A 24,427-nucleotide genomic window follows, 5' to 3' on the forward strand; every position below is an offset into this window, starting at 1 on the left:
TCACCCGGTGGTTGGCCCACCGGGTGATAGAACCATCAGCGCACTGGTGGTGCGTATTGAATGCCGCCAGCGTTCCACAGAGCGTTCAGCCCGCGGTCGATTTCCAGCGGTGTGCTCTTGCCGAGGTTTTTCTCGAACACTTCGCCGTAGTTACCCACTTGCTTGACGATCTGCACGACCCAGTCTTTCTTCACTTTCAGGTCTTTGCCGTATTCACCGTCGGTACCCAGCAGACGGGCAACGTCAGGGTTCTTGGTGCCCTTGGCTTCGGCTTCGACGTTCTTCGAAGTGATGCCGGCTTCTTCAGCGTTGAGCATGGCGTAGCCAGTCCAGCGCACGATGGCCAGCCACTCGTCGTCGCCATTACGCACGACCGGGCCCAGAGGTTCCTTGGAGATGGTTTCCGGCAGAACCACGTAGTCCTTCGGCGAAGCCAGCTTGCTGCGCTGGGCGAACAGCTGGGATTTGTCGGAGGTCAGTACGTCGCAACGACCGGATTCCAGCGACTTGGCGCTTTCGTCGGAGGTGTCGAAGGTGATCGGGGTGTATTTCAGGCCGTTGCCGCGGAAGTAGTCGGAAACGTTCAGCTCGGTAGTGGTACCGGCCTGGATGCAGATGGTTGCACCGTCCAGCTCTTTAGCGCTTTTCACGCCCAGCTTGTTGTTTACCAGGAAGCCGATGCCGTCGTAGTAAGTGATGAAGCCCGGGAATTTCAGGCCCATGCCCGCATCACGGGAGCTGGTCATGGTGGTGTTGCGCGACAGAATGTCGATTTCGCCGGACTGCAGCGCGGTGAAGCGCTCCTTGGCGTTCAACTGGCTGAACTTGACCTTGGTCGCGTCGCCGAAGACAGCCGCCGCCACTGCACGGCAGTAGTCAGCATCGATACCGACGATCTTGCCGGTGGAATCCGGAACCGAGAAGCCTGGCAGGCCATCGCTGACGCCACACTGCACGAAACCTTTCTTCATCACTGCATCCAGGGTTGCGCCCGCCTGGGCAAACCCGCTGACACCGAGCGCTGCGGCTGCAGTCACGATAGCCAGGGTGGATTTCAACATCTTCATTCAAACCTCCAGTTTTGCTCTTGTTGTGTCGGAGCGTGAGTCCTGTCGCACCCTTTTGAGGCGTAGTCGACCCGTGTTGGCTTGTTTTTGGGTCAACCGACGTAAGACGTTAGCTATGAGTCTAGTAGGAGAAAAATCCACATCATGGAAAACTCGCTCTCACCAGTCGGCCGAACGGGCTGTAGCCCTTTCACGTTCGCGAAGCCCCGTATCGGCCTTTGGCGAACATCCATCACCGGATTCTTTTCAATCCCACTAACAACCTTGGCCTGATAGTGTTACCGACAGGCGTAGGATTTTTCATACCGAGTTCGCCATAGCAAAGCCCGTACCACACCGCTCGCCGAAGCGGTTCAGCTGCAGGTCAATAGCAAAACTTGTAACCTTGCGACATCTTCGTAACTGATCAACCAGACACGCACTCAGCCCTCGCACTCAATGAGAGCGCACGCACACTTTTGGAGCAGCCATGACCAACCCCTTGATTCTTGAACCCGTCAAGACCGCAGACGCCTGCGTTATCTGGCTGCACGGCCTGGGTGCCGATCGCTACGACTTCCTGCCAGTGGCCGAAGCCCTGCAGGAATCCCTGTTGAGCACCCGCTTTGTTTTGCCCCAGGCGCCGAGCCGTGCCGTCACCATCAACGGCGGATACGAGATGCCGAGCTGGTACGACATATTGGCCATGAGCCCCGCGCGCGCGATCAACCGCGAGCAACTGGAAGCGTCTGCCAACTGGATCATCGAACTGATCGAATCGCAGAAGGCCAGCGGAATAGACGCCTCGCGGATTTTTCTGGCCGGTTTTTCCCAGGGCGGTGCCGTGGTGTTCCACACCGCGTTTCTGAAGTGGCAGGGACCACTGGGTGGCGTCATTGCCCTTTCTACTTATGCACCGACCTTCAGCGACGAACTGCAACTGTCCGCCAGCCAGCAGCGCATTCCGGTACTGTCGATGCACGGCCAATACGACGATGTGGTGCAGAACTCGATGGGACGCAGCGCCTACGAGCACTTGAAGCATCGTGGTGTCACCGTGACATGGCAGGAATACCCAATGGGCCACGAAGTGTTACCCGAGGAAATTCGCGACATCGGCACCTGGCTCACAGAGCGCTTGCGTTAACCCTTGAGGTTCCTTTCTTTGTTTAAAAGGCCCCTTTGATCCATCCCACTACGCCGCGCCCGATTCTTGCATTACACTGGCCGGCGTACATTCCTTAACCAATTGATGAGATGACCGTGCTCAAAGCACTCAAGAAAATGTTCGGTAAAAGCGAGACTGAGCAACTCGCGCCAGTCCCCAGCGCTCCGTCTCACGCTCCCAGCCACCGCACCGACGGTAATCAGTCTGAACGGGCCGCCACCACGGCGGCACCCAAGCATGAGCCGAAGCCCGCGCCCGCTGCCCAGCCTGTGGCGATAGCAGCCCCGGAACAGCCGCTCAGCGAAATACCGAAACCCGCCAAACCGCGCCGCGAACCCAAGCCCAAGGCGCCGGTCATCCCATGGAAACTCGAAGACTTCGTTGTCGAGCCCCAGGAAGGCAAAACCCGCTTCCACGATTTCAAGCTGGCCCCTGAACTGATGCACGCCATCCAGGACCTGGGCTTCCCGTATTGCACACCGATCCAGGCACAGGTGCTGGGCTTCACCCTCGCCGGCAAAGACGCCATCGGCCGCGCCCAGACCGGTACCGGCAAAACCGCTGCGTTCCTGATCTCGATCATCACCCAGTTGCTGCAAACCCCACCGCCGAAAGAGCGCTACATGGGTGAGCCACGGGCGCTGATCATCGCGCCGACCCGCGAACTGGTGGTGCAGATCGCCAAGGACGCCGCCGACCTGACCAAGTACACCGGCCTCAACGTCATGACCTTCGTCGGCGGCATGGACTTCGACAAGCAGCTCAAGCACCTCGAAGCCCGCCACTGCGACATCCTGGTGGCCACGCCAGGCCGCCTGCTGGACTTCAACCAGCGCGGCGACGTGCACCTGGACATGGTCGAAGTGATGGTGCTGGACGAAGCCGACCGCATGCTCGACATGGGCTTCATCCCGCAAGTGCGCCAGATCATTCGCCAGACGCCGCCGAAGGCCGAGCGCCAGACGCTGCTGTTCTCCGCGACCTTCACCGAAGACGTGATGAACCTGGCCAAGCAATGGACCACCGACCCTGCCATCGTCGAAATCGAAGTCACCAACGTGGCCAACGAAAACGTCGAGCAGCACATCTACGCCGTGGCCGCTGCCGACAAGTACAAACTGCTCTACAACCTGGTCAACGACAATGGCTGGGAACGCGTGATCGTGTTCGCCAACCGCAAGGATGAAGTGCGGCGCATCGAAGAACGCCTGGTGCGCGACGGCATCAACGCCGCGCAACTGTCCGGTGATGTGCCGCAGCACAAGCGCATCAAGACCCTCGAAGGCTTCCGCGAAGGCAAGATCCGCGTCCTGGTCGCCACCGACGTGGCCGGTCGCGGCATCCACATCGACGGCATCAGCCACGTGATCAACTTCACCCTGCCGGAAGTGCCGGACGACTACGTGCACCGCATCGGACGGACCGGTCGTGCTGGCGCCGACGGTGTGTCCATCAGCTTTGCCGGTGAAGACGACTCCTACCAGTTACCGTCCATCGAGGAAAAACTGGGGCGCAAGATCAGCTGTGAAACACCACCGACGCATCTGTTGCGGGCGGTTGAGCGCAAGCGTCCACACTAAACGACGCTGAAAAGAGAAGCGCAGCCGGAAACGGACTGCGCTTTTTTTTCGCCCGGATATTGTGAGATACAACTAAAAGTCCATAATAGACAAATTAGTTTACTTTCAGTCCCGGAGCCGACCATGTCCAATACGCCCCAAGTGATCAACCAACACCAGGCTCGCGAGTGGCTGGCGCAGGTCGACGTGCCGCAGATCCTGCGCAAAATGTTCCGTGACCTGGCGGCCGGGCAAGCCGTGCAACCGGCACAACAACTGGTGGAATTTCCCCAGGGCGCCGGCGACTTCATCAACTATCTGGGGGTATTGGCCGAAGACGGCGTGTACGGCATCAAGACTTCGCCGTACATCGTCCGTGAGCAGGGACCCTTGGTGACTGCGTGGACTGTGCTGATGTCGATGCAGACCGGCCAGCCGCTGTTGCTGTGCGACGCGGGTGAACTGACCACCGCACGCACCGCCGCGACCACCGCCGTGGCGGTCGATGCCCTCGCGCCGCTGACTGCCAATCGCCTGGCCATCATCGGCAGCGGCAAAGTGGCCCAGGCACACCTGCATTACGTAAAAGACCTGCGCGACTGGCAGAGCATCAGCCTGTACGCGCCGAACCTGAGCGAGGATGCTCAAACCGTGAGCCTGCTGAAAAACATCGAGCCACGCCTGAACATCGTCGAGAGTCGCGAAGCTGCCGTGCAGGACGCCGACGTGATCATGCTCTGCACCTCATCCGCCGGTCCAGTGATCGATCCGTCGAGCTTGCGCAAACCGGCGCTGATCACCTCCATCAGCACCAACGCCCCGCGTGCCCACGAAGTGCCGCCGCAAAGCCTCAATGACATGCAGGTGTTCTGCGACTATCGCCTGACCACACCGGGCGCGGCCGGTGAAATGCTGATCGCCAGCGAACAACACGGCTGGGACAAGAGCGCGATTGTCGGCGACCTGCCGGACCTGCTCAGCGATAAAGTCCAGCGCCCCGGTTACGATCGGCATGTGTTTTTCCGCTCCATCGGCCTGGGTCTGGAAGACATTGCGCTGGCCAATGCGATCTATCGCCTGTCCCGCTGACACCACCACTCACCTGTGGGAGCGAGCCTGCTCGCGAATACGATCTTTCATTCAACATAGATGTTGACTGATCCGACGCTTTCGCGAGCAGGCTCGCTCCCACAGGAAATCTCTACACCATTGGCATTTACGCCCCATCAGGAGACGTTCATGAGCCAGGCAGACTTCATCATCATCGGCGGCGGTATCGCCGGCGCATCCACCGGTTTCTGGCTGTCGCAGCATGGCCGTGTGATCGTACTCGAACGCGAATCCCATCCGGCCTACCATTCCACCGGACGTTCGGCGGCGCTGTACACCGCCGCCTACGGCACCCCGCAGGTCCGCGCACTGACCCTGGCCAGCCGGGATTTTTTCGACAATCCGCCCAGCGGCTTCTGCGAACACCCGCTGCTGACGCCACGGGGCGAAATGACCGTGGATTTCACCGGCGACCCGGACGAACTGAACAGGCAATACCAGAGCGCGAAAGCCACGGTGCCGGAGATGCAATTGCTCAGCACCGACGAGGCCTGCGCGCTCGTGCCCATCCTGCGCCGGGAAAAAGTCCACGGCGCGATCTACGATCCGACCGCCACCGACATCGACACCGATGCCCTGCACCAGGGATACCTGCGCGGCATCCGCCGCAATCAGGGCGAAGTCCACACCGACGCCGAAGTCGTCAGCCTGAGCCGCGATGACCAGGGTACATGGCACGTCCAGACCGGCACTCAGACGTTCAGCGCCCCGGTCATCATCAACGCCGCCGGCGCCTGGGCCGACAAGATCGGCGAACTGGCCGGCGCCAGGCCCCTGGGCCTGCAACCGAAGCGTCGCGCCGCGTTCATCTTCGCCGGTCCGGAGGGCGTGGACATCCATCATTGGCCAATGCTGGTCAGCCTCGACGAATCCTTCTATATGAAACCCGACGCCGGGATGTTCCTCGGTTCGCCGGCCAACGCCGACCCGGTGGAGCCCCATGACGTACAGCCTGAAGAGCTGGACATCGCCATGGGCATCTACCAGATCGAAGAAGCCACGACCCTGACCATTCGCCGCCCGACCCGCACCTGGGCCGGCCTGCGCAGCTTCGTCAGCGACGGCGATTTGCTGTCCGGCTTCGATCCACAGGTGCCTGGGCTGTTCTGGGTCGCGGCGCAAGGCGGGTATGGCATCCAGACTTCGCCGGCCATGGGCCAGGCCAGCGCGGCACTGGTGCGCGGTGCAGCGTTGCCCGAGTCGCTCGGCCGTTTCGGCCTGAATGCCGACATGCTCTCCCCTGCCCGCCTCGGCTGAGCCTGATCCTCAGGTGACGTGCCCCCACGATTACGGCACACTTTCAGCGCCCCTTTGATGGGGCGCTGACGCTGCCTGGAGTTCCACTGTATGAACGCCCCCGAAAAAGACTCGGCCCTGGATGACACGTCCCTGGATAACTTCCACGCGATCGCCGACGCCATCGCCACGTTGTTTTTCCCCCACGCCGAAGTGGTGCTGCACGACCTGCGCACGCAAAAGGTCGACTACATCGCCAACAACCTGTCCAAGCGGGAAATCGGCGACGACTCGGCGCTGGAAGACATGCTCAGCGACGATGTCAGCGAACGAAACATCGGGCCGTACGAAAAGCTCAATTGGGATGGCCAGAAGATTCGCAGCCTCAGCACGGTACTGCGCGACAGCGAAGGACATCCGCTGGCGGTGCTGTGCATCAACCTGAATATTTCGCTGTTCGAGAATGCCAAGGCCGCTTTGGACCTGTTCCTGTCGCCGACCAAATTGATCCCGCAACCGGATGCACTGTTCCGCGATGACTGGCAGGAGCGGATTAACACCTTCCTCCACGCCTGGCTGCGCGAACGTCAGTTGAGCCTGAACCTGCTGACCCGCGACCACAAGCGTGAGCTGGTGCTGGCGTTGCACGCCGAAGGCGCGTTCAAGGGCAAAAGCGCGTCGAACTATGTGGCGAATGTGCTGAACATGGGCCGGGCGACGGTGTACAAGCATTTGAAGGAATTGAAGGGCTGAGCCCCAAGAGATGTATTGGCTGGCAGAGCCTCATCGCGAGCAAGCTCGCTCCCACAGTGTCCGAGTCGTGCGCAAGAGATATGTACACCACTGAACCTGTGGGAGCGAGCTTGCTCGCGATAGCGGACTATCAGTCGCCGTAGATATCCGACTTGAAATACTTCTCGGAAATCTTCTGGTACTCACCACTGGCACGAATGCCATCAATGGCCGTGTTCAACTCGCTGACCAGCTCAGTGTTGCCCTTGCGCACGGCAATCCCCGCCCCCTCGCCCACATACTTCGGATCTTTCAACTCCGGCCCGACAAAGGCGTAACCCTTGCCACGCGGCATCGACAGGAAGTCGTTGAGTGGAATGGTGTCGGCAAAAATCGCGTCGAGACGACCGGCCGCCAGGTCCATGTAGATTTCTTCGTTGTTGCTGTAGCGCTTGACGTTGATGCCCTTGGGCTCGAACACCTCGGTGGCGTAACGGTCCGTGGTGGTGGCGCGCTGCACGCCGACGGTCTTGCCCTTGAGGCTGGCGTACTGGTCATCCACCACCGCGCCGTCCTTCATCACCAGCCGCGACGAAGTGAAATAGTACTTGTGGGTGAAGTCCACCGACTTCTTGCGGTCTTCGTTGATGGTCATGGACGACAGCGCCATGTCGATTTTCTTCACCTTCAGGGAAGGAATCAGACCGTCGAACTCGCCTTCGACCCACACACACTTGGCCTTCATCTGCGCGCACAGGGCATTGCCGATGTCATAGTCGAAACCGACGATTTCGCCTTTGTCGGTTTTCGAAGCGAACGGTGGATACGCGGCTTCGATGCCGATACGCAGGGTTTTCTCGGCGGCGAACACAGAACTGCACGCCAATAGGCTCAGGGCCAGACCGGTGATGAGGGGGAACTTCTTCATGTTCGTTTTCTCGCGGTTGTTGTTGGTTTGGCAAGACAGAAGAAAAAGCTGAAACGGGGTGGAAACCTTTTTTGTACTTATAATTCCATCTTGGACTTTTATGTATTGCCCGTCAATCGGGCAAATGCAGACCGTGCCGGCCAATGGTCGGGTGATGAATCCAGGGGTGATTGGTTGAATCGAAAGGCCTCATCGCGAGCAAGCTCGCTCCCACAGGTTCTTCGTCGTACACAAAACTCATGTTCGACCAGATCCAATGTGGGAGCGAGCTTGCTCGCGATGACTGACTAAAGAACGCAGAAGGAACTACTGCTTCCAGCGATCTGCCGCCGCATGATCACTGTCACGCCCCTCGACCCAACGCGGCCCGTCGCTGGTGTTTTCTTTCTTCCAGAACGGCGCACGGGTTTTCAGGTAATCCATGACAAAGGCGCAGGCGTCGAATGCCGCCTGACGATGAGCGCTGGCCGCGCCGACGAAGACAATCGGCTCGCCCGGTTCCAGGGCGCCGATGCGGTGCAGTACTTCCAGCTTGAGCAGCGGCCAGCGCTGCTCAGCCTCGATGGCGATCTTGCCCAAGGCTTTTTCAGTCATGCCGGGATAGTGTTCGAGGAACATCCCGGCGACGTCCAGGCCGTCATTGAAGTCGCGCACATAGCCGACAAAGCTCACCACCGCCCCCACACCGACATTGGCGTCGTGCATGGCGTTGACCTCGGCGCCCGGATCGAACGGCGTGGACTGCACGCGAATGGCCATGGTTCAGCCTCCGGTCACAGTCGGAAAGAATGCCACTTCATCGCCCTCGCTGACCGGCTCGTCGAGCTGGCAGAGGTCTTCGTTACGGGCGCACATCAGGTTCTGCTCGCTCAATACCTCGGCACCGTCACGCTGGGCCAACAGCGCGCGGACATCGTCGACGGTGGCGAAGTTGCCTTCAACCTTTACCGAGTCCAGCCCCAGCGCTTCACGATAACGGGCGAAAAACTTCACGGTCACGTTCATGGCTGCTCCGCCTGGAAATGTCCGCTCTTGCCGCCGACCTTCTCCAGCAGACGCACACTTTCGATGGTCATGCCGCGGTCCACGGCCTTGCACATGTCGTAGATGGTCAGCGCGGCGACACTGGCGGCGGTCAGGGCCTCCATCTCGACGCCGGTCTGCCCGGACAGCTTGCATCGCGCCACGATGCGCACCGAATCGTCGCCTTCAGCACTGAGCTCGACCTTGACGCCGGTCAGCATCAGCGGATGGCACAGGGGAATCAGATCGCTGGTTTTCTTCGCCGCCTGGATGCCGGCAATGCGCGCCACGGCAAACACATCACCCTTGGGGTGGCCGCCGCTGACGATCATCTGCAGGGTCTCGGGCAGCATGCGCACCAGCGCTTGGGCCGTCGCCTCACGGAACGTCACGGCTTTTTCAGTGACGTCGACCATGTTGGCGCGGCCTTGGGAATCGAGATGAGTCAGCACGGGATTACTCCTGATCAGGAGCATCGATTGTAAACCTGTGGGTCAATTTTTCGCACGCACGATTATCGGATGGGCCCCTGTAGGAGCTGCCGAAGGCTGCGATCTTTTGATCTTGCCTTTAAAAGCAAAATCAAAAGATCGCAGCCTTCGGCAGCTCCTACAGGGATTGTTGTTCGGCATGAAAATGAAAAACCGGGCGGCTTTTGAGGCCGCCCGGTTTTGTGTGGAGCGATTACAAGTGCGATTCGGCGTATTCGGCCAGGATCGAACGTGGCACCCCTTGCAGGGTGATGTGCACCCCGTTCGGGAAGTCCTTGAAGCGTTCAGTGAGGTAGGTCAGCCCGGAACTGGTCGCGGACAGGTAAGGGGTGTCGATCTGTGCCAGGTTGCCCAGGCACACCACTTTGGAGCCGGCGCCGGCACGGGTGATGATGGTTTTCATCTGGTGCGGCGTAAGGTTCTGGCATTCGTCGATCAGGATCAGGCTCTGCTGGAAGCTGCGGCCCCGGATGTAGTTGAGGGATTTGAACTGCAACGGCACTTTGCTGAGGATGTAGTCGACGCTGCCATGGGTGCTTTCGTCATCCATGTGCAAGGCTTCGAGGTTGTCGGTGATGGCGCCCAGCCAGGGCTCCATTTTTTCCGCCTCGGTGCCGGGCAGGAAGCCGATTTCCTGGTCCAGGCCCTGCACGCTGCGGGTGGCGATGATGCGGCGATAACGTTTGCTGACCATGGTCTGCTCGATCGCAGCGGCCAGCGCCAGGATGGTTTTACCCGAGCCCGCGGCACCCGACAGGTTGACCAGGTGGATGTCCGGATCGAGCAAGGCGTACAACGCCAGGCTCTGATAGATATCACGCGGTTTCAGGCCCCAGGCCTCTTGGTGCAGCAGCGGTTCCTGGTGCAGGTCGAGGATCAGCAAGCGGTCCTCTTCGATCTCCTTGATCCAGCCGACAAAGCCCTGTTCATCAATGATGAATTCATTGATGTGCACCGCCGGCAAGTTGTCGATCAACTGCACCTGATGCCAGGTGCGGCCGTGGTCCTGACGGGTTTCGACCTTGCTCACACGGTCCCAGAAAGAGCCGGTCATGTTGTGGTAGCCATTGGGCAGCAAGGACACGTCATCGACCAGTTGGTCGGTGCTGTAGTCCTCGGCCGCGATCCCGCAGGCGCGCGCCTTGAGGCGCATGTTGATGTCTTTGGTGACCAGCACCACGGGCTTTTTCGGATCGCGTGTGTGCAAATCGATCAGTTGATTGATGATTTTGTTGTCATTCAGGTGCTCGGGCAGAATCAGGTTCGGCTCGGCATGCTTGCTCATCAGAATTGACAGCAAACCCTTGGGTCCGCTTTTGCCACGCTGGATCGGCACACCCTGCTCGACGTCCTCGGGTGAGGCATCGCCCAGGGTCTTGTCGATCAGGCGGATGGCCTGGCGGCATTCGGCGGCTACGCTGTGATGCCCGCTCTTGAGTTTGTCGAGCTCTTCAAGCACGGTCATCGGGATCGCGACGTGGTGTTCTTCGAAGTTGAGCAGCGCGTTTGGATCGTGAATCAATACGTTGGTATCGAGTACATAAAGGATTGGCTGGTTGGAAGAAGAGCTACGTCCGTGATCATCCATACTCGGTCACCTTTGTGGGAGCCATTCGACGCAATACCTTGACGGTGCTGCGCCTCGAAGTGACTGCCGAATACACCTGCGGGGACTCAAGTGTTCTGCATACATGCGGGGTCTTGGAAGACGCCACCTGTGTTGCAGGTTTCGGCGGTCTGTCTTCGTAATACTCCAAAACGTGTGACAGAAAAAAGTACTTTGACGCTTTTTTGAAATTTATTTTTCAGAGTGACCAATAACACTTGGCGGACTGCCATCACCCGTTTACAGTCGGAAGTCAACCTGCAACGAATCCTCCTGCAAAATCGCCAAAAACCTAATGTTTACTGGGTCTGGCCGTTTCAGCGAAACGCATCCTGGCAATCCTCCCAACCGATCCCGACCGGCGCCGTTTGCGTGACCAGCCACGGCAACGCCGTTTTCACCCCATCCTGCTTCACATTGAAATTGATGACCCCGTGCCGCCACAGCAGCATCAGGGTCAGCACCCGTTGCGCACTCGCATTGCCCTTGAGTTTGCCGGCGCCGTCCTGGGCGTCGATGTCCCACAGCGCTACCTGCAAACCCTGAGCCTTGAAGAAACCTTCGGCATCGGAACGGCGCTGGCCATCGGGCGGGCGGAACAGTGGCACGAAGTTCTCCGGCAGCTTGCTTTTGACCAGTTCGGCGCTGCGGCGCACCGAGTCCTGCCAGTCCTGCCAGTAACTGTGGGAGCGAAATTCCCAGCCTTGCACGCCGATGCACTGGGTCGAGTAGGTGCCTTGCAGGTGACTCACCGATCGCTCGGACAAACGGGCCTGGATGTCCTTGCCGAGGACGAAGAACGTCCCGCTCATGTTCGACTTGCGCAGGTACTCGGTGACCCAGGCGGTGTTGTCCGGCGCGGCGTTGGCAGCACTGTCGAAGGTCAGCAGAAACAGCCGGTCGTGCATCCCGTCGCCGGAGCGCTCATAGTCGCCAAAATGATCGACTTCACTGCTGGTTTGCGGGAACAGGGCGGCCTTGCGCAATTGTTCGTCCAGGTACTGGGTGTGGAATACACGACTCGGTTCGGCCCACTTGATGTAGTAGCTGTCTGCACTGACCTGGAACTTGGCAGCTTGTTCGCGCAGGGAGGGCATGTCCTCGACCAGAAAACAGAAGGAGGCGTCCTGGTCGCAACTCTGTTGGGCGTAGTTGTAGTTGGCCAGCAGCCGTTGCCACATATGCCCGCGAACCCGGTTGACCGACTCCAGGTTGATGGTGCGCAAGCCCAGGCGCTGGGCCAGGGCGGGTTCGTCCAGCGATTCGCTGGCCAACAGCACACTGGAAAACATCAGGATCTCGGCCCTCGACGCCACGTCGAACAGCGTTGGACTGCCGAGCTTTTCTGGCCAGGTGCTGCGATCAAGCGTCGCCACATCGCCCGGTGCCGCGAAGGCAGCGACGCTCAGTAGCCAGATCGAGATGAGAAAAGCGATACGCACTGGGATGTCTCCATAACAAAACCCGCGCGGCACTATAGCTGATCGCGGCCCTCATTCCCGCAGCAACCCCAATCTCCTGTGGGAGCGGGCTTGCTCGCGATGACGGTGCATCAGCCAACATCTTTTCCGAATGTCAGACCGCTATCGCGAGCAAGCTCGCTCCCACAGGGTTTGGTGCAAGGCCACCGGCCATCACCTATGGACGCGATAGCTGGAGTCAACGCCGACAACCCCCTAGAATCGCGGCCACGATTAAAGGAGACGACTTCATGCTGATGGTGATTTCACCCGCCAAGACCCTCGACTACGAAACACCGCCGGCGACCCAGCGCTTCACCCAGCCGCAGTACCTCGACCACTCCCAGGAGCTGATCCTGCAGTTGCGCGAGTTGTCCCCGGCACAGATCAGCGAATTGATGCACGTTTCCGACAAGATCGGCGGGCTCAACGCCGCGCGTTTCGGCAGCTGGACGCCCGCGTTCACCCCGGAAAACGCCAAGCAGGCGCTGCTGGCCTTCAAGGGCGATGTGTACACCGGCCTGAATGCACAAACCTTCAGCGAAGCCGATTTCGACTATGCCCAGCAGCATCTGCGCATGTTGTCCGGCCTGTACGGCCTGCTGCGCCCCCTGGACCTGATGCAACCCTATCGCCTGGAAATGGGCACCAAATTGCCCAACGCCCGGGGCAAGGACCTGTATGCCTTCTGGGGTACACGCATCAGCGAATGGCTGAACGAAGCCCTGGTCGATCAAGGCGATGACGTGCTGCTCAACCTGGCGTCCAACGAGTACTTCTCGGCGGTCAAGCGCAGCGCCTTGAACGCACGCATCATCAATACCGAATTCAAGGACCTGAAGAACGGCCAGTACAAGATCATCAGCTTCTACGCGAAAAAGGCCCGGGGCTTGATGAGCCGCTTCGTCATCGAAGAACGCATCAACGATCCGGCCACCCTCAAGCAATTCGACGTTCAAGGCTATCGCTACAGCGCTGAACAGTCCAAACCGGACAACCTGGTGTTTCTGCGCGATCACGCACCAGAGTGATGCAGAAGGTCGGCGCATGAGCGAACAACCCCTCATGCGCCGCCCTTTGATCGTCCGACAATTCCCCCTCCCGATCGCCAGCCTATTGGCGTCAAAAAACCATCGATCGTTTTCCTAACTTTAGTTTCACTCGACTTCAATCATTTTTTTGCGTAGTGGCACTGACTTTTTTTAACAGTAGTGGCAAAAAACTATCCGCCCCAATTATCCGCCTATATATAAAGGGCCAAACGGCAAGTGCTATCAATTTGAGAGCAGTGCCATCTTTCTCAATATTTCAAGAAATTTCAGATTTCACGATGAGCGGACTGGAACTATGTCCAAACGCGCCGTTCATACCACCGGTAACGAATCTCGCCGAGCCTGTACGAGATAACTTACGCAGATAAGCGATTCTTGTAGCGAAGTTGCAATAATAACTTGCGCTGACTAATCACTGATTTGAACAACAGCGAGCGGACAGGAGATAACGCGGTATGACTATCCCCTACAAGGCCACGGCAGCGCCCCTATAAACGTGCTCACCCGAGCACCCAACCGCTTGATCTACGGGCTTTCGGCCTGACATCGAGCGTGCAAGGCCGTTGCACCTGCATCCTTCGAAAGGAGGATCGGCTGCATAACAGGGCAAATCATAACAACAAGGCCTAGTTGCGCACCCCTTGAGTGCATTTATTTAGACACTCGTAACTTATATGCCAGCACAGGGCGTTGCTGCGCCTGTAAGGCGCACTTGCGAGTGCACTAAAACACGCTGAACACCATTAACTCCGGCCATCTAATGGCTTGATCAATACAGAGGTAATTGCGATGCGCATCAGCATATTTGGTTTGGGTTACGTTGGCGCAGTATGTGCCGGTTGCCTGTCTGCACGGGGTCATGACGTCGTTGGCGTCGATGTGGCCAAAGACAAGATCGATATGATCAATGCCGGCAAATCGCCGATTGTTGAACCAGGCCTGGGCGAACTTCTGGCCCAGGGCATCCAGACCGGTCGCCTGCGTGGCACCACCAACTTCGCCGAGGCGATTCGCGACACCGACCTGTCGATGATCTGCGTGGGCACGCCGAGCAAAAAGAACGGCGACCTGGAACTGAACTACATCGAGGCAGTGTGCCGCGAAATCGGTTTCGTCCTGCGTGACAAGACCACCCGCCACACCATCGTCGTGCGCAGCACCGTATTGCCGGGCACCGTGGCCAACGTGGTCATCCCGATTCTCGAGGACTGCTCGGGCAAGAAGGCCGGTGTTGATTTCGGCGTGGCCGTGAACCCTGAGTTCCTGCGTGAAAGCACTGCCATCGCCGACTACGACCAGCCGCCAATGACCGTCATCGGCGAGTTCGACAAAGCGTCCGGCGACGTTCTGCAATCGCTGTACGAAGAGCTCGACGCACCGATCATCCGCAAGGACATCGCGGTCGCCGAGATGATCAAGTACACCTGCAACGTGTGGCACGCCACCAAGGTCACCTTCGCCAACGAAATCGGCAACATCGCCAAGGCGGTCGGCGTCGACGGTCGCGAAGTGATGGACGTGGTCTGCCAGGACAAGACCCTCAACCTGTCCCAGTACTACATGCGCCCGGGCTTCGCCTTCGGCGGCTCGTGCCTGCCAAAGGACGTGCGTGCACTGACTTACCGCGCCGGCTCCCTGGACGTGGAAGCACCGTTGCTCAACTCGCTGATGCGCAGTAACGAATCCCAGGTGCAGAACGCTTTCGACATCGTTTCCAGCCACGACAAACGCAAAGTCGCCCTGCTGGGCCTGAGCTTCAAGGCCGGTACCGACGACCTGCGCGAAAGCCCGCTGGTTGACCTGGCGGAAATGCTGATCGGCAAGGGCTACGACCTGAGCATCTACGACAGCAACGTCGAGTACGCCCGCGTTCACGGCGCGAACAAGGACTACATCGAGTCGAAGATCCCGCACGTCTCGTCCTTGCTCAACGCCGACTTCGACGCGGTGATCAACAACTCCGACGTGATCATCCTCGGCAACCGTGACGAGAAATTCCGTGCCCTGGTGCAGGACGTACCACACGGCAAGCAGGTGATCGACCTGGTGGGCTTCATGTCCAAGGCCACCAGCGTCCACGGTCGCACCGAAGGTATCTGCTGGTAAGCCCCCTGTAGGAGCGAGCTTGCTCGCGATGCACCTGAGAACACCGCTGGGTATCAGATACCCAGCGTCATCGTTGGCGACCATCGCGAGCAAGCTCGCTCCTACAGGTTTGTACGCCGGCGTTAACCCGAGATCTAGACGGATGCAGATTATGCACAGGCTAAAGCACGGCCTACTCCAGGCCGCCGGTTGGCTGTTCTACCTGAGTTTACTGATGGGCCTCGCCATGGCGTTGCCCGTGTCCACGTTCGACTCCGAGTCGAAGGACTTCATTTTCCTGATTGGCGCCGTGGGTATCTGGCGCTACTCGATGGGTGCCACCCACTTTGTGCGCGGCATGATTTTTCTGTACATCGTCTACCCGCACCTGCGGCGCAAAGTGCGCAAGCTGGGCAAAGCGGCTGACCCGTCCCACGTGTTCCTGATGGTCACCAGTTTCCGTATCGACGCGCTGACCACTGCGCAGGTCTACAGCTCGGTGATCCGCGAAGCCATCGACTGCGACCTGCCGACCACCGTGGTCTGCTCAATCGTGGAGATGTCCGATGAGCTGCTGGTCAAAAGCCTGTGGAACCGGATGAACCCACCGGCCCGGGTCAAGCTCGACTTCGTGCGCATTCCCGGCACCGGCAAGCGCGATGGCCTGGCCTACGGCTTCCGTGCCATCTCCCGGCACCTGCCGGATGATCGCGCCGTGGTCGCAGTGATCGATGGCGACACCGTGCTCGGCGAAGGCGTGGTGCGCAAGACCGTGCCGTGGTTCCAGTTGTTCGGCAATGTCGGTGGCCTGACCACCAACGAATTCTGCGAAGTGCGCGGCGGCTACATCATGAGCGAATGGCACAAGCTGCGTTTCGCCCAGCGTCACATCAACATGTGCTCGATGGCCCTGTCCAAGCGCGTGCTGACCATGACCGGGCGCATGTCGGTGTTCCGTGCCACCGTGGTCACCAACCCGGAATTCATCGCCGACGTGGAAAGCGACTCGCTGCAACACTGGCGCCTGGGTCGTTTCAAATTCCTTACCGGCGATGACAAATCGAGCTGGTTCAGCCTGATGCGCCTGGGCTACGACACCTTCTACGTGCCCGACGCGGCGATCAACACCGTTGAACACCCGCCGGAAAAGAGCTTCATCAAGGCCAGTCGCAAACTGATGTTCCGCTGGTACGGCAACAACCTGCGGCAGAACTCCCGTGCCCTGGGCCTGGGGATCAAACGCCTCGGCATGTTCACTTCGGTGGTGCTGTTCGACCAGCGCGTGTCGATGTGGACCTCGCTGCTGGGCCTGACCGTGGCGTTGATCGCCAGCTTCAAGTACGGCACCGCGTTCATCCTGGTGTACCTGCTGTGGATCGGCATCACCCGGTTCATCCTGACCTTGTTGCTGTCGTGCTCCGGACACCGGATCGGCCCGGCCTACCCGGCGATTCTCTATTACAACCAGATCGTCGGCGCGCTGGTGAAGATCTACGTGTTCTTCCGCCTCGACCAACAGTCCTGGACTCGCCAACCCACGTCTCTGACCCGTGATCTCGCCAGCTTTCAACGTTGGTTCAACACCTGGTCGTCTCGGACCATGACCTTCTCTGCCGGCAGCATTTTTGTCGCCGTGCTGCTGTTGATGGTCTGACCGAACTCGCCTGAATTAACTAGGAAAACGCCCCTTATGAATACCGCCGTCAACGCCAACGTAGTGCACGAATCCGAAGCCCAGCGCCAACACGCCCGCGTGAAAATCCCGGCCAAGTTGCGTTTCTTCGGCCCTGACCGGACACCGGTCGAAGCCCGGGTGATCGACCTGTCCGCCGGTGGCCTGGCGTTCAATGCCGGTCAGTTGCCGCTGAAAATCGGCGACGTGTACAAGGCCCGCCTGCAGTTCGTCATCGACAACCTCGGCCTGGCCATGGACGTCGAGTTGCAGGTCCGCTCTTTCGATCGCGAGACCGGACGCGCCGGCTGCCAGTTCCAGAACCTGGAACCACGGGACATCTCGACCCTGCGCCACCTGATCACTTCGCACCTGGCTGGCGACATCGTCAGCGTCGGTGAAATGCTGGCGACCCTGCAGCGCGACAACTTCACCAAGGCGCGCAAGATGAAGGACGGCGGCCACGGCATGACCGCGTTCGGACGCCTGAAAGCCGTGACCTTCAGCCTGGGGATCTTTGTGGTGGGTGTTGCCGCCTTCGGCTTCGTTTTCAAATCGGTGTATGGCATGTACTTCGTCAGTCACGCCCAGGCCGGTCTGGTCAGCGTACCGGGCGTGAACATCACCATGCCCCGCGACGGTACCGTACAGAGCCTGGTGAAAGCCGACGGCGTGGCCGCCAAGGGCGCACCGCTGGCGACCTTCAGCACCAGCATGCTCGACGTGCTCAAGGGCCATCTGGACGAAGACCAACTGCAACCGGCCAAGGTTGAAGAACTGTTCGGCAAGCAGATGACCGGCACCCTGACCTCGCCTTGCGATTGCACCGTGGCCCAGCAAATGGTCGCCAACGGTCAGTACGCCAGCAAGGGCGACGTGATCTTCCAACTGGTCCCGCGGGGCGGCGAAGCCAATGTTGAAGCGCGCTTCTCCTATCGCCAGTTCGGCGACGTACGCCCGGGCACTTCGGTGCGCTTCCAGATCGCCGGCGAAGACAAGAGCCGCACCGGCAAGATCGTCAGCAGCACCAGCCTGAAAAGCGCCGACCTGTCGTCGGACATCCGCGTGCTGATCCAGCCGGACGAAACCCTGGACAGCTCCCTCGCCGGCCGCCCGGCGGAAGTGAGCAGCGACCGTGGCCCGAACCTGAACTGGCTGATCGACAAAGCCATGGCTGTCGGTCTTTAAGTCGAGGACATGCCTGTGACTACTCCAACCCTCAACACGCTGCCGAGCCTGTGGGAGCGAGCTTGCTCGCGATGGGATCGACGCGGTTTGTCTGATGCACCGAGCCAGCCGCATCGCGAGCAAGCTCGCTCCCACAGGGGATTTGCGTTCTGTTCGCTAGCCCTGGCGGTCAGCCTCAGCGGCTGCGCCGGCCTCCCCGACCAGCGCCTGGCCAACGAAGCGCTCAAGCGCGGCGATACCGCCACCGCTGCGGCAAACTACCGGCAACTGGCAGACCTGGGCTACAGCGAAGCACAGGTCGGCCTGGCCGATATCCAGGTCGACAGCCATGACCCGGCGCAGATGAAACAGGCCGAGGCGACTTACCGCGCCGCGGCCAGCGTTTCGCCGCGCGCCCAGGCACGCCTCGGTCGCCTGCTGGTGGCCAAGCCCGGTTCCACCGAAGCCGAGCAGCACGAAGCCGAAACCCTGTTGAAAAAAGCCGCCGCCGCGGGCGAAGGCAACACCCTGATTCCACTGGCGATGCTGTACCTGCAATACCCGCACAGCTTTCCCAACGTGAATGCCCAGCAGCAGATCAGCCAATGGCGTGCCGAGAACAAACCGGAAGCCGGCTTGGCGCAAGTGCTGCTCTATCGCACCCAGGGCACCTACGACCAGCATCTGGACGACGTGGAAAAGATCTGCAAGGCCGCGCTCAACACCAGCGACATCTGCTACGTCGAACTGGCCACGGTCTACCAGAAACAGGCCAAGCCAGAACAACAGGCCGAGCTGATCAAGCAGATGCAAGCGGCTCACGCTCGCGGCAGCGTTTCGGCGCAGCGCGTCGACAGCGTCGCCCGCGTGCTCGCCGATGCGACCCTGGGCAAGACCGACGAGAAGACCGCGCAATCGCTGCTCGAACCGATCGCCCCGGGCTACCCGGCGTCGTGGGTCACCCTCGCGCAGTTGATCTACGACTTCCCGGAACTCGGCGACGTCGACCAGATGATGAAGTACCTGGACAACGGCCGCGCCGCCGACCAGCCACGCGCCGAGTTGTTGCTGGGCAAGCTCTACTTCGAAGGCAAGCTGGTGCCGGCCGACGCCAAGGTCGCCGAGGAGCATTTCCAGAAAGCCGTCGGCCGCGAAGTCGCCGCCGATTACTACCTCGGCCAGATCTATCGCCGTGGCTACCTGGGCAAGGTCTATCCGCAGAAGGCCCTCGACCATCTGTTGACCGCTGCGCGCAACGGCCAGAACAGCGCCGACTTCGCCATCGCCCAACTGTTTTCCCAAGGCAAGGGCACCAAGCCTGATCCGCTGAACGCCTACGTCTTCAGCCAACTGGCCCTGGCCCAGAACACGCCGCAAGCCACCGAGCTTGCGCAAACAATCCAAACGCAATTGCCGCCCGACCGGTTGGCCCAAGCCCAACGCCTGTTGAAACAAGAACAGGCCGTGCGCGGTGCCCTGAGCCCGAACACGCCGGAACTGCATACCCTGCAAGAAGAAGTCAGCGAGGAATCCCAATGAAGTTGAATCCATTCATGAAGGCTGGCATCGGCCTGACATTCGCGCTGATCTGGTCTTGCCCGACGCTTGCGGCGATGACTGAAGAAACCAAGAACTTCGGCCTGGACGTGAAAATCACCGGCCAGTCCGAAGACGACCGTGACCTCGGCACCCAGCGCGGCGGCGACGTCAACGGCCTCGGCCTTGACCTGCGCCCGTGGGTGTATGGCGAAAGCGGCGCGTGGAGCGCTTACGCCATGGGTCAGGCGGTGACGTCCACCGACATCATCGAGACCGACACACTGCAAGAGTCCGAAGGCACCGAGAACACCAGCAACAATGACCGCCAGACCAAGAAGAACTACCTGGCGATGCGCGAATTCTGGGTTGGCTACAGCGGTTTCACGCCCTACCCCGGCGAGATCCTGAAGTTCGGTCGTCAGCGTCTGCACAACGACGACGGTCAATGGCGCGATACCAACATCGAAGCCCTGAACTGGACCTTCGACACCACCTTGTTGCGCGCCAACGCGGGTGTCGCCGAGCGCTTCAGCGAGTACCGCACTGACCTGAAAGAACTGTCCCCCAAGGACAAGGATCGCCTGCACGCCTACGCCGATGCCGAATACCAATGGACACCGGGTCACTGGGCCGGCATTCGCGGTCACCACACTCACGATGACGGCAAGCTCGACTATCCGGAGCCGGGCGTACCTTCCGATTCGCTGGACAAAAAACAGAATGGCGACATCAGCTGGCTGGGCTTGCAGGCCAACAGCGATGCCTACAACTGGCGCAACACCAATACCTTCAACTACTGGGGCAGCATCACCGGCATGAGTGGCGACCGCGACACGGTCAACCCGCTGAACGCTGATGGCACCGCTCCCGCACAACCCAAGAGCAGCGGCGATGTCGATGGCTGGGCCACCGACCTGGGCGTGCGCCTGCGCCTCGATCCGCAATGGCAAGTCGGTGCGGCCTACGCCCGGGCCAGCGCCGATTACGAACAGAACGGCCTGGAAAGCAACCGCTCGAACTACACCGGCACCCGCTCGCGCGTGCACCGTTTCGGCGAAGCCTTCCGTGGCGAAATGAACAACATGCAATCGGCCACGCTGTTCGGTTCGTGGATGCTCAACGACGAGTACGACGCCAGCCTGATCTACCACAAATTCTGGCGCGTCGACGGCAACAAACCGATCACCAGCGACGGCATCGACGCCGTGCAAAACAACACCGACGACGTGACCGGCGCCGTGTTGTCCAGCACCTCCCTGCCGCTGAACGATGGCGAAAAAGACCTCGGTCAGGAAATGGACCTGGTGGTCACCAAGTACTTCAAGCAAGGCCTGTTGCCGGCGTCGATGAGCCAGGCGATCGATGAGCCTTCGGCCCTGGTGCGCTTCCGTGGCGGCGTGTTCAAGCCAGGCGATGCGTACGGCAAAGAAGTCGATTCGTACATGCATCGCGCGTTCATCGACGTGGTCTGGAAATTCTGATGCAGAGCGCGAAGGGAGTCCCCGACATGAACAGTGCCAAGAAAGGTTCCTTGACCTTGCTGGCCGGCGCGATGCTACTGGCAAGTGCGGCTGCCTTCGCGACTGTGGAGCCCGCTGCGCCCGCCAAGCCGGCCACTGTTGCCAAGGAGCTGCAACAAGCCAAGACCTACACCGTCAGCAGCGCACCGACCGCACCGCTGGAACTGGCCAAGCCGAAACTGCCGGACGTTTCCGGCTACACAGCCGAGGCCATCGCGAAAAAAATCGTGCGTAGCAAGGCCGGCAAGATCAGCGTGCGCCGGATGATGCAGGAGGACGCCCTGAAGGACTTCATCGGTGGCGACAACAAGATGGCCGAGTGGGTGGTGCGTCAGCACGGCATCCCCCAGGCGATCTTCGTCGACGACGGCTACATGAACCTCAAGGACCTGGCGAAAAAAGTCCCCAAGCAGTACTTCAGCGAAACCTCGCCAGGTGTGTTCCTGTCCCGCTTGCCGATCGTGGTCGGTCGTCACGGCATCCTCGAAATCGACAAGCAGACCCAGGAACTGCGCCTGTCCCAGGAGGGCGGTGCGTTCCTGGTCAACGACGGTCAGTTGTTCGTACGCGATACCAAAATCACTGGCTGGCGCGAGAAGGACAACGGCCCGGCGACGTTCAATTCGCCGAAGGAATTCCGTCCGTTCCTGCTGTCCTGGGGCGGCACCGAGACCTACATCGCCAACAGCAAGATCGCCAGTTTCGGCTACGCCAACAGTAAATCCTACGGCGTGAGTATTTCCCAGTACACGCCGAACATGGCCAAGGTGCTCAAGCGTCCTGAGCCGACCGGCTGGATCGTCGGCTCCGAGTTCTCGGACATGTGGTACGGCTTCTACTGCTACGAAACCCGCGACTTCGTGGTCAAGGGCAACACCTACAAAGACAACATCGTCTACGGCATTGACCCGCACGACCGTTCCCACGGTCTGATCATTGCCGACAACACGGTGTACGGGACCAAGAAGAAGCACGGGATCATTATTTCCCGTGAGGTCAACGACAGCTTCATCTTCAACAACCGCAGCTACGACAACAAGTTGTCGGGCCTGGTGATCGACCGTAACAGCGTGAACAACCTGATTGCCCACAACGAGATCTACCAGAACCACACCGACGGCATCACCCTCTACGAGAGTGCGGACAACCTGTTGTGGGGCAACAAGGTCATCAGCAACCGTCGCCACGGCATCCGCATTCGTAACAGCGTGAACATTCGCCTGTACGAAAACGTCGCCATGGCCAACGGCCTGACCGGCGTCTACGGCCACATCAAGGACCTGAGCAACACCGACCGCGACATCAAGCTCGACCCGTTCGACGCCCAGGTGTCACTGATCGTGGTCGGCGGTGAGCTGGCGGCCAACGGCAGCGGCCCGCTGTCCATCGACTCGCCGCTGAGTGTCGAGTTGTATCGCGTGTCCATGCTCGCACCGACCAAATCCAGCGGCATCAGCTTCACCGGCATCCTTGGCGAGCGCCAGGATGAAATTCTCGACCTGCTGGTGCGCCAGCAGAAAGCCGTGCTGATCGACCCCGTCGAACGCCAGACCGAAATGCGGGACTGAGGATAATCTTATGCACCCACACTTGATCAAATTACTCAGCCTTTCGGCCCTGACCGCCGGCATTCTCGCGGCCAGCGGCGGCGCGCGTGCCGATGAAGTCCAGGCTCCAAAATTTACTGCCGAACCGTGCTGCAGCCTGTGTCCGGCCGCCCACGACGCGAAGAACTACACCACCCGTTATCAGCAGAACTTCACCACGCTGGTGCAGGCCCAGGGCGACTGGCTGTTCCGTACGCAGGAAGACTTGCGCACAGAATTCGACACCACGCCCGCCGGCTACAAACGCATGAAACAGCTGCACGATGCGTTCAAGAGCAAAGGTGTGGAACTGGTTGTCGTGTACCAGCCGACCCGTGGCCTGGTGAACCGCAACAAGCTCAACCCGGCGGAGAAAGCCAGCTTCGACTTCGACAAGGCGCTGCGGAACTACAAGTCCATGCTCGGCCGTTTCGCGCAGATGGGCTACGTCGTTCCGGACCTGTCGCCGCTGACCAACGAGTCGTTGCCAGACACCCTGCCCGCCCACGATTTCTACTTCCGTGGCGACCAGCACTGGACCCCGTACGGTGCCCAGCGCACGGCGAAAATCGTCGCCGAGAAGGTCAAGCAATTGCCTGAATTCGCCGACATTCCCAAGCGCGAATTCGAGACCAAAAAATCGGGTCGCATGGGCAAGACCGGAACATTGCACAACATGGCCGGTCAACTCTGTGGCACCAGCTACGCGATCCAGTACATGGATCAGTTCACCACCGAGCCGAAGGGCGAAGCGGGCGATGGCGATCTGTTCGGTGATTCCGGCAATCCGCAAATCACCCTCGTGGGTACCTCCCACAGTGGCAAGAACTACAACTTCGCCGGTTTCCTCGAAGAGGCCATCGGCGCCGACATTCTCAACGTGGCGTTCCCCGGCGGCGGCCTGGAAGGTTCGATGCTGCAGTACCTGGGCAGCGACGAGTTCCAGAAGAACCCGCCGAAGATTCTCATCTGGGAATTCTCGCCGCTGTACCGCCTCGACCAGGAAACCATCTACCGCCAGATGATGGCGCTGCTGGACAACGGTTGCGAAGGCAAGGATGCGCAGATGTCCGGCAGCGCCACGCTCAAGCCGGGCAAAAACGAGTTGATGGTCAACAGCAAGAACATGGACCTGCGTAACGCTAGCCACCAGGTCGACATCCGCTTCGCCGATACGTCGGTGAAAACCCTGCAAGCCACCCTCTGGTACATGAACGGTCGCCACGAGGACATCAAGATCGACAAACCGGAAACCTCCGAGACTGACGGGCGTTTCGCTTTCGAGTTGCGCACGGACGAAGACTGGGCCTCGCAGAACCTGCTGGCCGTTGAAGTCCAGGGCCCCGAAGCCGGTGCCGCGCCTCAGAAAGTCGAAGCGAAAATTTGCAAACGCAACGTATTCCCGGGCACCGAGCAGCGTACTGCTTCGGTCGGGCAATGAGGTCTG

The 24,427-nt window shown here is 60.0% G+C and carries 20 protein-coding genes; 13 read left to right on the top strand and 7 right to left on the bottom strand.

Translation table 11 applies throughout. The annotated features are described in order from the left end of the window. Positions 1-35: 35 nt before the first annotated feature. Positions 36-1,067: an amino acid ABC transporter substrate-binding protein gene (locus AC07YV_RS03820; protein WP_102698486.1), complete on the bottom strand. Its 1,032-nt coding sequence runs from the start codon at positions 1,065-1,067 to the stop codon at positions 36-38. 469 nt (positions 1,068-1,536) lie between these two features. Between AC07YV_RS03820 and AC07YV_RS03825 the strand changes: the two genes are divergently transcribed. The 5 genes from AC07YV_RS03825 (at position 1,537) to AC07YV_RS03845 (ending at position 6,872) form a co-directional block, all read left to right on the top strand. Beyond that, the gene (locus AC07YV_RS03825; protein ID WP_102698487.1) at positions 1,537-2,193 is read left to right on the top strand and encodes an alpha/beta hydrolase; all 657 of its coding nucleotides are present in this window, start codon (positions 1,537-1,539) and stop codon (positions 2,191-2,193) included. A 110-nt stretch (positions 2,194-2,303) separates the two neighbouring features. Beyond that, entirely contained in the window at positions 2,304-3,794 is a 1,491-nt protein-coding gene (gene rhlB, locus AC07YV_RS03830; RefSeq protein ID WP_102698488.1) for an ATP-dependent RNA helicase RhlB, read from the top strand. Between the two features lie 123 nt (positions 3,795-3,917). Continuing rightward, the gene (locus AC07YV_RS03835; RefSeq protein WP_102698489.1) at positions 3,918-4,862 is read left to right on the top strand and encodes an ornithine cyclodeaminase family protein; all 945 of its coding nucleotides are present in this window, start codon (positions 3,918-3,920) and stop codon (positions 4,860-4,862) included. Positions 4,863-5,012: 150 nt separating this feature from the next. After that, on the top strand, positions 5,013-6,140 hold the full coding sequence (locus AC07YV_RS03840) for an NAD(P)/FAD-dependent oxidoreductase (protein ID WP_102698490.1): 1,128 nt from the start codon (positions 5,013-5,015) through the stop codon (positions 6,138-6,140). A gap of 90 nt (positions 6,141-6,230) precedes the next feature. After that, a complete protein-coding gene (locus AC07YV_RS03845) occupies positions 6,231-6,872 on the top strand; it encodes a helix-turn-helix transcriptional regulator (RefSeq protein ID WP_007972668.1) in 642 nt (213 codons plus the stop codon). A gap of 130 nt (positions 6,873-7,002) precedes the next feature. Here the strand turns inward: AC07YV_RS03845 and AC07YV_RS03850 are convergent, their stop codons facing one another. From AC07YV_RS03850 to AC07YV_RS03875, 6 genes are all read right to left on the bottom strand, one after another. After that, a complete protein-coding gene (locus tag AC07YV_RS03850; RefSeq protein ID WP_007972666.1) occupies positions 7,003-7,779 on the bottom strand; it encodes an ABC transporter substrate-binding protein in 777 nt (258 codons plus the stop codon). Between the two features lie 306 nt (positions 7,780-8,085). Beyond that, a complete protein-coding gene (gene moaE / locus AC07YV_RS03855) occupies positions 8,086-8,538 on the bottom strand; it encodes a molybdopterin synthase catalytic subunit MoaE (protein WP_015096731.1) in 453 nt (150 codons plus the stop codon). A gap of 3 nt (positions 8,539-8,541) precedes the next feature. Then, positions 8,542-8,784: a molybdopterin converting factor subunit 1 gene (gene moaD, locus AC07YV_RS03860; RefSeq protein ID WP_075945584.1), complete on the bottom strand. Its 243-nt coding sequence runs from the start codon at positions 8,782-8,784 to the stop codon at positions 8,542-8,544. Next, the gene (gene moaC / locus AC07YV_RS03865; protein WP_007972660.1) at positions 8,781-9,254 is read right to left on the bottom strand and encodes a cyclic pyranopterin monophosphate synthase MoaC; all 474 of its coding nucleotides are present in this window, start codon (positions 9,252-9,254) and stop codon (positions 8,781-8,783) included. The genes moaD and moaC overlap by 4 nt, the downstream gene beginning before the upstream one ends. Positions 9,255-9,486: 232 nt before the next feature. Beyond that, on the bottom strand, positions 9,487-10,881 hold the full coding sequence (locus AC07YV_RS03870; RefSeq protein WP_007972659.1) for a PhoH family protein: 1,395 nt from the start codon (positions 10,879-10,881) through the stop codon (positions 9,487-9,489). 335 nt (positions 10,882-11,216) lie between these two features. After that, positions 11,217-12,341 carry a polysaccharide deacetylase family protein gene (locus AC07YV_RS03875; protein WP_102698491.1) on the bottom strand — a complete coding sequence of 375 codons (1,125 nt, stop codon included), beginning with the start codon at positions 12,339-12,341 and terminating at the stop codon, positions 11,217-11,219. Between the two features lie 269 nt (positions 12,342-12,610). Between AC07YV_RS03875 and yaaA the strand changes: the two genes are divergently transcribed. From yaaA to AC07YV_RS03915, 8 genes are all read left to right on the top strand, one after another. After that, positions 12,611-13,390, top strand: coding sequence for a peroxide stress protein YaaA (gene yaaA / locus AC07YV_RS03880; RefSeq protein WP_102698493.1), 780 nt, complete (start codon positions 12,611-12,613; stop codon positions 13,388-13,390). Positions 13,391-14,200: 810 nt separating this feature from the next. Continuing rightward, positions 14,201-15,517 carry a nucleotide sugar dehydrogenase gene (locus tag AC07YV_RS03885; protein WP_102698494.1) on the top strand — a complete coding sequence of 439 codons (1,317 nt, stop codon included), beginning with the start codon at positions 14,201-14,203 and terminating at the stop codon, positions 15,515-15,517. 151 nt (positions 15,518-15,668) lie between these two features. Continuing rightward, positions 15,669-17,150 (top strand): mannuronan synthase, encoded by a 1,482-nt coding sequence (gene alg8, locus AC07YV_RS03890; protein WP_102673382.1) that lies wholly within the window; start codon positions 15,669-15,671, stop codon positions 17,148-17,150. A 36-nt stretch (positions 17,151-17,186) separates the two neighbouring features. After that, positions 17,187-18,356 (top strand): alginate biosynthesis protein Alg44, encoded by a 1,170-nt coding sequence (locus AC07YV_RS03895; protein ID WP_102698496.1) that lies wholly within the window; start codon positions 17,187-17,189, stop codon positions 18,354-18,356. Positions 18,357-18,371: 15 nt separating this feature from the next. Continuing rightward, positions 18,372-19,874 carry an alginate biosynthesis TPR repeat lipoprotein AlgK gene (gene algK, locus AC07YV_RS03900; protein ID WP_102698497.1) on the top strand — a complete coding sequence of 501 codons (1,503 nt, stop codon included), beginning with the start codon at positions 18,372-18,374 and terminating at the stop codon, positions 19,872-19,874. Beyond that, a complete protein-coding gene (locus AC07YV_RS03905) occupies positions 19,871-21,355 on the top strand; it encodes an alginate export family protein (protein ID WP_102698498.1) in 1,485 nt (494 codons plus the stop codon). Before algK ends, AC07YV_RS03905 begins: the two co-directional genes overlap by 4 nt. Positions 21,356-21,381: 26 nt before the next feature. After that, positions 21,382-22,962, top strand: a complete 1,581-nt coding sequence (gene algG / locus AC07YV_RS03910) for a mannuronan 5-epimerase AlgG (protein ID WP_102698499.1) — start codon at positions 21,382-21,384, stop codon at positions 22,960-22,962. A 10-nt stretch (positions 22,963-22,972) separates the two neighbouring features. Further along, the gene (locus tag AC07YV_RS03915; protein ID WP_102698500.1) at positions 22,973-24,421 is read left to right on the top strand and encodes an alginate O-acetyltransferase; all 1,449 of its coding nucleotides are present in this window, start codon (positions 22,973-22,975) and stop codon (positions 24,419-24,421) included. Positions 24,422-24,427 lie beyond the last annotated feature (6 nt).

The sequence above is a fragment of the Pseudomonas sp. GW456-E7 genome (assembly GCF_059424105.1).

Excerpts from the sequence above, each read along its gene's own strand:
- yaaA (WP_102698493.1), top strand. The coding sequence starts at position 12,611 with ATGCTGATGGTGATTTCACCCGCCAAGACCCTCGACTACGAAACACCG.
- AC07YV_RS03825 (WP_102698487.1), top strand. The coding sequence starts at position 1,537 with ATGACCAACCCCTTGATTCTTGAACCCGTCAAGACCGCAGACGCCTGC.
- moaE (WP_015096731.1), bottom strand. The coding sequence starts at position 8,538 with ATGGCCATTCGCGTGCAGTCCACGCCGTTCGATCCGGGCGCCGAGGTC.
- algG (WP_102698499.1), top strand. The coding sequence starts at position 21,382 with ATGAACAGTGCCAAGAAAGGTTCCTTGACCTTGCTGGCCGGCGCGATG.
- AC07YV_RS03845 (WP_007972668.1), top strand. The coding sequence starts at position 6,231 with ATGAACGCCCCCGAAAAAGACTCGGCCCTGGATGACACGTCCCTGGAT.
- AC07YV_RS03905 (WP_102698498.1), top strand. The coding sequence starts at position 19,871 with ATGAAGTTGAATCCATTCATGAAGGCTGGCATCGGCCTGACATTCGCG.
- AC07YV_RS03870 (WP_007972659.1), bottom strand. The coding sequence starts at position 10,881 with ATGGATGATCACGGACGTAGCTCTTCTTCCAACCAGCCAATCCTTTAT.
- AC07YV_RS03840 (WP_102698490.1), top strand. The coding sequence starts at position 5,013 with ATGAGCCAGGCAGACTTCATCATCATCGGCGGCGGTATCGCCGGCGCA.
- AC07YV_RS03895 (WP_102698496.1), top strand. The coding sequence starts at position 17,187 with ATGAATACCGCCGTCAACGCCAACGTAGTGCACGAATCCGAAGCCCAG.
- moaD (WP_075945584.1), bottom strand. The coding sequence starts at position 8,784 with ATGAACGTGACCGTGAAGTTTTTCGCCCGTTATCGTGAAGCGCTGGGG.
- AC07YV_RS03835 (WP_102698489.1), top strand. The coding sequence starts at position 3,918 with ATGTCCAATACGCCCCAAGTGATCAACCAACACCAGGCTCGCGAGTGG.
- AC07YV_RS03850 (WP_007972666.1), bottom strand. The coding sequence starts at position 7,779 with ATGAAGAAGTTCCCCCTCATCACCGGTCTGGCCCTGAGCCTATTGGCG.
- AC07YV_RS03885 (WP_102698494.1), top strand. The coding sequence starts at position 14,201 with ATGCGCATCAGCATATTTGGTTTGGGTTACGTTGGCGCAGTATGTGCC.
- rhlB (WP_102698488.1), top strand. The coding sequence starts at position 2,304 with ATGACCGTGCTCAAAGCACTCAAGAAAATGTTCGGTAAAAGCGAGACT.
- alg8 (WP_102673382.1), top strand. The coding sequence starts at position 15,669 with ATGCACAGGCTAAAGCACGGCCTACTCCAGGCCGCCGGTTGGCTGTTC.
- AC07YV_RS03915 (WP_102698500.1), top strand. The coding sequence starts at position 22,973 with ATGCACCCACACTTGATCAAATTACTCAGCCTTTCGGCCCTGACCGCC.
- AC07YV_RS03820 (WP_102698486.1), bottom strand. The coding sequence starts at position 1,067 with ATGAAGATGTTGAAATCCACCCTGGCTATCGTGACTGCAGCCGCAGCG.